The sequence below is a fragment of the Streptomyces sp. ADMS genome (assembly GCF_033441795.1).
GTDB lineage: Bacteria > Actinomycetota > Actinomycetes > Streptomycetales > Streptomycetaceae > Streptomyces.
Map to the genome: position 1 here is coordinate 1 of NZ_JAVFVX010000181.1, position 9,375 is coordinate 9,375.

At 64.0% G+C, this 9,375-nt stretch carries 8 protein-coding genes; 6 read left to right on the plus strand and 2 right to left on the minus strand.

Annotated elements, in window-relative coordinates; genetic code table 11:
• Positions 1–509: 509 nt before the first annotated feature.
• Entirely contained in the window at positions 510–2,900 is a 2,391-nt protein-coding gene (locus RB628_RS38015; RefSeq protein ID WP_318325217.1) for a DEAD/DEAH box helicase, read from the plus strand.
• Between the two features lie 55 nt (positions 2,901–2,955).
• On the opposite strand, the gene RB628_RS38020 is transcribed toward RB628_RS38015, so the two are convergent.
• Positions 2,956–3,174, minus strand: a complete 219-nt coding sequence (locus RB628_RS38020) for a hypothetical protein (RefSeq protein ID WP_318325218.1) — start codon at positions 3,172–3,174, stop codon at positions 2,956–2,958.
• Between the two features lie 151 nt (positions 3,175–3,325).
• On the opposite strand from RB628_RS38020, the gene RB628_RS38025 reads away from it, so the two are divergent.
• The 3 genes from RB628_RS38025 to RB628_RS38035 all read left to right on the plus strand — a co-directional run bounded on the left by RB628_RS38025 (position 3,326) and on the right by RB628_RS38035 (position 5,403).
• A complete protein-coding gene (locus RB628_RS38025; RefSeq protein ID WP_318325219.1) occupies positions 3,326–4,300 on the plus strand; it encodes a TetR family transcriptional regulator C-terminal domain-containing protein in 975 nt (324 codons plus the stop codon).
• Positions 4,301–4,407: 107 nt separating this feature from the next.
• Entirely contained in the window at positions 4,408–4,767 is a 360-nt protein-coding gene (locus RB628_RS38030) for a hypothetical protein (protein ID WP_318325220.1), read from the plus strand.
• Between the two features lie 252 nt (positions 4,768–5,019).
• Complete coding sequence (locus tag RB628_RS38035; protein WP_318325221.1) at positions 5,020–5,403, plus strand: hypothetical protein; 384 nt, start codon at positions 5,020–5,022, stop codon at positions 5,401–5,403.
• 50 nt (positions 5,404–5,453) lie between these two features.
• Here the strand turns inward: RB628_RS38035 and RB628_RS38040 are convergent, their stop codons facing one another.
• Positions 5,454–5,663: a hypothetical protein gene (locus tag RB628_RS38040; protein ID WP_318325222.1), complete on the minus strand. Its 210-nt coding sequence runs from the start codon at positions 5,661–5,663 to the stop codon at positions 5,454–5,456.
• A 123-nt stretch (positions 5,664–5,786) separates the two neighbouring features.
• On the opposite strand from RB628_RS38040, the gene RB628_RS38045 reads away from it, so the two are divergent.
• Both RB628_RS38045 and RB628_RS38050 read left to right on the plus strand, forming a co-directional pair.
• Entirely contained in the window at positions 5,787–8,687 is a 2,901-nt protein-coding gene (locus RB628_RS38045; RefSeq protein ID WP_318325223.1) for an NACHT domain-containing protein, read from the plus strand.
• Positions 8,688–9,184: 497 nt separating this feature from the next.
• The coding region (locus RB628_RS38050; RefSeq protein WP_318325224.1) for a hypothetical protein at positions 9,185–9,375 on the plus strand (191 nt) is incomplete at its 3' end.

Consider the following 9,375-nt stretch of genomic DNA (forward strand, 5'->3'; position numbering starts at 1 on the left):
ATTCGAATTCCCGCGTAAACGCGGGAATGGAATTCCGTAAACGGAATTTCGAAAGGAAACCAATTCGCGCAAGCGCGAATTGGGGGCACCCGCGCAAGCGCGGTCGCCTGGGCTGGCAGCAAGGGGGTGCATCGCGTGCGGGACTGTGTAGGGTCTGGGATTCCCAGCTAACACCTCTGCAACGCATGTGACGGATCGTCGGCCTGACGAAGTGCCGGCCCCCACCGCAGTGACGGGCTCCGCTGCGCTCCACCCGAACCCCTCCCCCGTTCTCAACTGCCCGTACGCAATCCCACCGAACCCTCACGAGCATACACCCCGATCGGTCACGGGAAGGCGGAAATCGGCCATGTGTCACCCTAGAGTGAGGAGGTTGAAGCAAGAGTGATGCATCATGCTTGTGTACTGTGTAGAGTCTGGGAACAGGCAGCATCACCCCTGGATCCTTCGCCGCTCCGGGAATCTCCATTCTGATACGCGCCTCATTCCGCGAAAAGGAGAAAATGGGAATGGCTGTGAAACTACGTGATCACCAGATCGAGGCCGTTGCCGCCATTGTGCGCGGTCTCGATATTCCGCCGGGCGGGATTCCTGGGAATGGTCTGCGCGGACAGGTGCACGCTGCGTGCGGAACGGGAAAGACCATCATCGCGGCTGCTGCGGCAAAGCGGCTCGCGCCCAAGGGCCGCATTCTCGTTCTGGTGCCGACGCTGGATTTGCTGTCCCAGACGGTTCAGGCGTGGAATGCCGCCGGGCACACGGGTCCGGCGGTCGCGGTGTGTTCTCTCCAGGACGACCCGGAATTGTGGAATCTCAAGGTCCGGAGCACAACGAATCCGGTACAGCTCGCCCTGTGGCATGGGCAGGGGCCGGTCACCGTCTTCGCGACGTACGCCAGCCTCGATGTCCTTTCCGAGGCGTTCGAGGGCGTCTACGGGCAGCAGTTGTCTCCCATGGACCTGACGGTGGTTGATGAGGCGCACAGGACCAGTGGCTCGATGGGTAAGGCCTGGGCCGCGGTGCACGACCAAGGGGTCATTCCGTCGGCGCGCCGGCTGTACCTGACGGCGACGCCGCGGATCTGGGAAGAGCGGCTGAACCGCGAGGTCGCTGAGGGGGTGCGCGACCGACTGCCTCGGGAGATGGCGGCCTCCATGGACGACGAGACCGTCTTCGGACCCGTCCTCTACAAGCTGTCCCTCGCATCTGCTGTGTCGCGCGGGCTGCTGGCGCGGTACCAGATCATCGTCCTGGAGCTCCAGGACCCCGTCGTCACGCCCGAGCGGCTGATGGGTGAGGAGCGGCGCAGTGAGGAGGTGCGCGGTCAGCGGCTCGGGGCCTTGCAGGCCGCGCTGTTGCACACGATGGCGCAGCACGATCTGTCGACGTGCATCACGTTCCACCACCGGACGATCGAGGCCTCGGCTTACGCGGAGGGCCTGGAGCGCGTGGCGGCGAAGCTGCACGCCGACCAGCCTGAGCGGTACCCGGCTCAGATCTGGGCCGACTGGCTCTGCGGCGAGCACGTGCCGGAGCGCCGGCGCGGAGTCCTGGGAAAATTCGGCACCACGGCACTGCGTGCCATTCTCTCGAATTGCCGCGTATTGGGTGAGGGCGTTGATATTCGCGCCGTGGATTCCGTGGCTCTCCTGGATCCCAAGGGCGCGCCGCATGACATCGTCCAGGCCATCGGGCGCGCTTTGCGTCAGAAGCCCGGACAGGGCAAGCTCGCCTCTCTGATCGTGCCGGTATTTCTCCAGCCGGAAGAGACACCTGAGGATATGTTCACCTCCGGGTCATATCGCCCGTTGGTGAAGGTATTGGAAGGTCTACGCGCTCACGACGAAGAGGCAATCGAATTGCTGGCGATCCCCCAGGAGCCGCAGAAGGACGTCGCGCAACCGTCCCAGCACATCGGTACGCCGCCCGAGGAAGGCGAGGACGAATCCCGCCTGCTGCTCCGCTTTGCCGCCCCCAGGGATCCGGTGATGGTCGCGGACTGGGTGTCCTTCAACGTCATCGACACCGAACGCCAGGACTGGGCCCGCGGCTGGGCGAAGCTGAAGACGTACGTCGAGCGAGTCGGGAACGCGAGGGTGCCCTACGGACACCGCGAGGGCGCGACACCCCTAGGACAGTGGGTGGCGGAGCAGCGACGGGCGTACGGAGCCGGGGAGATGAACGGGCAGCGCGCCCAGCGGCTGGAGCGGCTCGGCATGGTCTGGTCGATGGCCGATGAAAGGTTCCAGGAGAACCTGGAAGCCGCCAAGGCCTACTACGACCAACACTGGACACTCTGCGCCCCCCGCACAGCAGCCATGCTGGACAGACCATTGGGAATGTGGCTCGCGAATTTGCGGCGTCCCGGCGCGCTCGACGACCACCCCGACTGGAAGACAGCACTCGAAACCGTCGACGAAGACTGGAACCCCGAGTGGCCGGCGGACTGGCAACGCCACTACGCCGCACTACGCGAGCTCGTGCGCGACGAAGAGGGCCCGGGCGATGTCCTGCCCGGGTTCACGGTCCACGGCATGGACATCGGACGGTGGCTCCAGAAGAACCGTCAGCACGCGGTCTGGGCTGGGCTGATGGACGGGCAGCGCGAGCGCCTGGAGCAGCTTGGTGTCGTACCACCGCTCCCCCCGGAGCAGAAAACGCCCGCCAAGGCCCCCCAGGGCGCCTCTGGAACCTTCGAGCGAGGCGTTGCGGCCCTCGCGCAGTACGAGGCTCGGGAAGGGCACCTGGCAGTGCCTAGGGGCCACGTAGAGCGGCTGGATGATGGCACCGAGGTCCGGCTTGGGGTGTGGATCATGAACCAGAAGGTCCGCCGCGCGAAGCTCACCACCGACAAACTCACCGCACTGGCCGACCTCGGACTCGGCTGGGCAGCTGCGTAACGCTGGAGTCGCGTCCTCGCTGGGCGACGTAGGAGCCGACGTCAAGTCACGAGCCCTACAGCAGCGCGCTGGCTATGAGCGTGAGCAGAGCCGTAAGCAAGGTGAACGTACCGCCGAAAGCCATCCCGGCGCGCAGCAGAGCGGTGGGGAGGGAGACTCCGTCCCAGTGGGCCAGCAAACCGGCGATGATGCTGGCCAGGACCGCAAAGAGGGCTGCAGCAAGAATGGCGAGGCAGAGGAGCGCCAGAACCAGGGATGACGGCGAATAGTGCATGAGGATGTCCTTCCAGTCCGCAAGAGCAGCTCACGCGAAGTTAGAACCAGCGGATTCGCCTCTTCTAGGACGCAGTCGCGCTCACGCAGCTGCGCACTACCGCGCAACTGCGCGCCTGTTCAGCGACCACGGATCGCTGAAGCATGAGCACATGAGCGACAACCAGGAACTCAAAGGACAGCTCCCGTTCCCCTACAACCAGGATCTGGGGAAGGTGCTGACGCACCTCGACCGGCGTACGCCGTTCAGCCGTGAACGGTTGGCCAATGATCCGGTGACAGCTGCCTATCTGGCTGCTGCTATGCGTCTGGTCACCCGCCATCTCGGGCCTGAGCCGGTGCGTACTGCCCTCGATCCGCACGACGGGAACTCCCTCGATCGCCCCTTGTTGAGTTTCCTGTCCCAACGGGCCATCGCTGCGGAAGTCTCCAACAACCCTGATCCCTTCCCTCGCCAGGGCAACGTCTCAACCTTGCGGTCGAGGTGGAAGTCGCAGTCGGATTTCGTCGCTGACCTGATCAACTTCGTCATGTGGCCGGGAAACTACCCGGCGGACTTCTACGACCAAGTGGCTGTCGGCACAGAACGGCTCCTTGACGGACCGAACATGGTGGATGCCGTCCACGACCTCGCCTACCTCAACGTGCGCGACGCCGTGAGCCTTCCGGCGTTCAGGTTGGGCTTTGCAGCGATGACCTCAGCAGAGGGAGACGAAGTCATCGGAGAAGCTGTTTCTGCCAGCTATACAGGCTTCCTTGAGCCCTGGAAGGAGGTCTACGCCGCCCTCCTGCAAGCCCGGCACCTGCAGCTCCGGCCAGGTATTACGCTCAATGACATCGCCAACTTGCTCGCAGCCACCGTCGACGGACTCGCTCTGCGCAGCATCGGCGATCCCAGCAGTGACCTGATCGACCATGAACGGCAACGCTCTCTGCTGGGGACAATGGCCCTTGCCGTCATACACAGCTGCCTTGAGCCTGCCGAAAGCGCCGACGGAATGACACTCGAAGATGCCGTTCGGATGAAGGTGTACCGCCACACCGGAACCAGCTCCAGCAACGAACTGTCCCGCGCCGACACCCATGATCGCAGAGACGGACTCGGCATGGCTGCGCCTAGCACTTGACGTGATGTTGATGTCACGACAGAAGAGTTCGGTGCCGCGCTGCGCGCCCGGAAGCAAACCTGCTCCGGGCGCAGCTGGTACCGGCATCTGAAGAGAGCGGACGACGCGTGAGAATCATGCTCGACAACAACATCTGGTCCTACCTGGGGGATGAGCGGGCCGGGGAGCGGTTCAAGACGGTCGCCCATTCTCTTGGGCATCGTGTGGTAACCGCTCCGAGCATCCTGCTGGAGGTGTTGCAGCATCCCCGCTCGGACATGCGGGCCGCCATCGTCGAGGCCATCACGACCGCTACGGACGAACGGCTGCGCAGCGAGGCCGATCAGGAGGGCGCCGAGGTCGTCTCCGAGGTGCGCCGCCTGCACCCGGAATGGATGCGGGCAATGCCCGACACCGGGCGCGAGGCGACATGGCGTACGTACTGGACCAAGAGGTTCTGGCGGGAGTCGGTGGAGCACCACGGCTGATTGCGCGACACGGAGCCGGCCCGGCGGACCGCGCGCACGGTGCGCTTCCTCGTGGATAACCAGAAGGAGCAGCGGGAGCGTTGGTGCGAGGCTGGGTTTGATCTCCGAGACCTCTCGAAGATCACGTTGTCCCCGAGTGAGAAGACGACGGTGGAGCAGCGGGCTGAGTGGGCACCTGACGAAAGGATCGCGGCGTGGCGGCCGTACACCCAGGAGGTGTACTGGGGTTCCTTCGCGAGGGGACGCCGATCTATGTTCGCGCATGAAGAGGCCACCTACGCTGACTGGGTCGGCGCCCGGGTAGACCTCCGTGCCATGTGCGCCTCGCGAGAGCTGTTCAACCGGTTCTGGCTGTATGAGGTGGAACCCAGCTATATGCCGCGCAACTGGCTCCGGTGGGCGGCAGACACCGTACAGATGGACATGAAGGTCACCGAGGGCAACCCCATTGACGTCCAACACGCCTCCTACCTGCCGGACTGCGACGTGTTCCTCACCGCCGACAAGAACTTCCTGCGGGTGCTGGACCGCATCGCGGAGCAGGCCCCAGTCCCCGTAGGCAGAGCCCACCGGGTGGAACCGGCAGCCCACAACGGCATCGTGGAGGCGATTGAGGCCACGCTGCGCACCCTCTGAGGGCGCCCCTCTCTCGCCAGCGAAGGGGGCGCGCCAACGGATCCGTCGGTTCACAGCACCGTCAGGACGAAGGTCAGCAGTGCCAGGCAGAGGGTGGCGCTGCCCGCGAATGCCAGGGCGCCCCGTAGCAGGGCGCTGGCGTAGGTGGCTCCGTCGAGGCGAGCAAGCAGGCCGGCCGCCGCTCCTACGAGGGTGCAGAAGAGTGCGACGACTGCCAGGAGCAGGACCAGGAGCATCAGGTGGATGGGGGAGGTGTTCATGGCTTCTTCCCGGGACGGTCGACGACGGTGACTCCGGGAAATTTCGCGGCTTCCGTGTTCACCGGGGTTCAGGGCGAACGAAGATGAACGAAGACGGTCGCCCGGGGGACGGAGAAGCAGGACATGGGGGACGTACACGAGGATCCGCTGGCGGAACTCGCGCAACGGCTGCGTACCCTCAGGGCGCAGCGAGGTCTGCAGATGGGCGGATTGCAGCAGCGGACAGGGCTGGGACGGACAACGGTCAGCCAGGCACTGAACGGGCAAGTGGTACCCACCGAGGCCACGCTGGTGGCCCTGGCGAAGGCCCTGGGCACGGATGTGGAGCCGATGTTGGCCTTGCGCGAAGCCGCATGGCGCCAGTCGGATGTCTCACCGGTAAGAGTTGCGCGCAGGCCCGTGCGGCCGAAGGTGGAGCCGTCCTTTGAGGAGCGGTACCTCAACTATGTGGCAGAACGGCATTCCCAGCTGACCGTCGTAGGGCTGGACCTGAGCCGACCGGAACGCGCGCGTTGGCCACTCGACGCCGCCTACTTGAGCCTGGAACTGGCGGAGCGGCCGGAAGGCTGGCCAGGCGGTGAGGAAGCGGACCGGCCATCCATCGTAGTGAAGCGTGCCGAGCACGCGTTGGCCAACTGCCGACGGGTTCTCCTGCGAGGGCTTGCCGGCAGCGGAAAGACAACACTGCTGCAGTGGCTGGCCGTAGCCTCGGCACGCGACGAACTACCGGAAGAACTGGCGGACTGGCGGGGGCAGATTCCATTCGTCCTGCCACTGCGCACGCTGGTGCGGCGTGGGCCCCTTCCAGAGCCACACGATTTCCTGTCCGCGGTCGGCACCCCCCTGGCCGCCTCACAACCCGACGGCTGGGCCGATAACGTACTCGACAGAGGCGAGGCCCTCGTCCTGGTCGACGGTATCGATGAGGTTCCTCAAGAGCACCGGGGTGCCACGCGGGACTGGCTCGAGCGGCTCCTGGCTGCCTACAAGGGCGCACGCTTCGTGGTCACCACGCGGCCGTCAGCCGTTCCCGAAGGCTGGCTGGCCTCATCCCACTTCACCGAACTGACGGTGCGGCCCATGAGCGCCACCGACACTGGAGTCTTCGTCAGCCGGTGGCACACCGCCGCCCGCCACAGTGCAGCTACCGATCCCGAACGCTCACAATTACATGATCTCGAAGCAACGCTCCAGGTGACGGTACGCGCTCAGCGTGACCTGGCGCAGCTGTCCAGCACGCCTCTGATGTGTGCGCTGATCTGCGCGCTGCACCGGGATCGCCGCGGTCATCTGCCTCACAGCCGCATGGAGTTGTACGGGGCAGCGCTGTCGATGCTGCTCGTGCGCCGCGACCTTGAGCGCAGCATCGATGTCCCGGAAGGCATTGAGCTCACCGAACACCAGAGCATCCAGCTGCTGCAGCGTCTGGCCTACTGGCTCATCCGCAACCGCCAGACCGAGATGGACCGGGCCACCGCGCTGGCCCTGGTCGACGATGCGCTGCCGGCCATGCAGGCCGTGGCAGAGCAGGGCACTGCCGACCAGGTCCTGACGCACGTGGTCGGCCGCAGCGGGCTCCTGCGCCAGCCCACCGCAGACACCATCGACTTCGTCCACCGCACGTTCCAGGACTACCTCGGGGCCAAAGCCGCCATCGAAGCCCACGACTTCCCCCTGCTGGTCAACAACGCCCACGATGACCAGTGGGAGGACGTCATACGCATGGCCGTCGCCCACGCCCGCCCAGCCGAGAGCGCTGACCTGCTGCGCCGCCTCGTCGAGCGCGGTGATACCGAGGGCGAACACAGGGGCAGACTCCACCTCCTGGCGGCCGCCAGCCTGCACTACGCCACCGAAATCGAACCCAGCGTCCGCGAACTGGTCGAACAACGTGCGCGTGTCCTGATGCCTCCCCGTTCACGGGAGGAGGCGGAGACGCTTGCCGCGCTCGGGCCAGGCATCCTGGACCTGCTGCCCGGGCCCCAAGACCTGGAAGACGACGAAGTAGGTCCCGTCGTCAAGACTGCCATTGCCATCGGTGGCGACCACGCCTACGCCTTCCTCCACCGCTTCGTGCAGTCCGTGTCTCCTGACTCCGCACCTTACGAACTCTTCGAGAGCTGGGAGAGCTTCAATGCTGACGAATACGCCCACGAAATCTTGATGCCCTTCAAAGACCGGGACCGTTTACCTCTGGAGATAAAAACTGGCGACCAGCGTAATGCGTTACGACTCCTGAAACCAATCACCGACATCACCTTTCGAGGAGAATTCACCAAAGACGAGATCATCAAGCACCTCTCACCCGAGCACACCAAGAGACTACGGATCTACTCCGGCCAACAGCTCACAGACTTGAAATTCATACATAGATTCCCCATCTTGACAGAACTCGGACTCTCCCAATGCACCCAGCTAAGACATATTGAAGATCTTGCAGGACTCCCACTATCTACGTTAATCTTGATGTATTTGCCAGATGAATTTTCCTTTAACGCCTTGGTGTCTTTGGCCGGACTCACCAACCTTAGTCTTTACACGCGCCTGCCCGGGGAAAGCCTGGCAGAGCTACCAGCACCGGAAACCCTCACCTCCATAGCTCTGAGCAGTTGGACCAACACACGCCTGGCTGGCATCTCCAGGTGGAAGCAACTGCAAGAACTGACGACCAATACCGCACCTGACGGCGAAGAATGGCGAGAAATTTCCGCACTTCCCCATCTAGCAGAACTCTGCATATCGGACTACGACCTAGACCGAGCCGTTCCAATTCGCAGCGTCACCTATCTCCGACTTCTACCCAGCTCGAACCCACAACTGGACCTGGTGCCGGACCTTTTCCCTAATCTGAAGCGCTTCTTCATCAACTGTCGAGAAACGGGATCTGACACTACTGACATCACTCCTTTGAGTCGGATCGAAGGGCTCAATCTCTCCATCAGCTACGCAAATAATCTCACTGGCCTTGAACGATTCGCCCCGGACGCAGTCGAACTGTACCCACGACCACGAGCAAGCACCTGAGCAACCCCCAAACCGTGTTTCTGCCAAAAACTGCTCACAGCATCCTGAACAAACGTCCCTCACACTCCCCCACCTCCAGATAATGGACATCCGGGCGGTGGACTCGGTGGCCCTCCTTGATCCCAAGGGGGCGCCGCACGACATCGTCCAGGCCACGGCCGGGCACTCCGTCAAAAGCCCGGACAAGGCAAGGTCGCCGCACGTTTTGGCACGTCGGTCTGCACGTGCCGGGGCTCTCCGTTCGGCGGCATAACGCGCGCCGCCGACCACTTCGCTTTTCCAGCTCAACGATCTTGATCGCGCGCCGTCGCGCACCTACAAGCCAGATCACCTAGGAGAGGCCCATACCGTTCTACGACATCAAGGGGCCCGCCGAGGTGGGGCTCGGCGGAGAGCCGATGCCGTCTCTGCCGTCGTCGTGGCCACGTTCTCGTCGCCTGTCTGCTAGGCGTGGATCAGGCCGAACGACCGTCTACGTCGACCGCGTCACCCTCTGCGTGAAGTATGTCCTCTACGACAAGGGCGACGAGATGTTCCAGGAGCTGGTCGAGAAGGACGAGGAGCTCATCAAGATGCCCGTCGTCTTCACCGACGAGCCCGGCAGCGTGCCGGAGTTCACCGCGAAGGCCGAGACCGCCATCTTGCGGAACTTCACGCGGAACGCGGCCGGATCGGCGGCCAGGAGCTC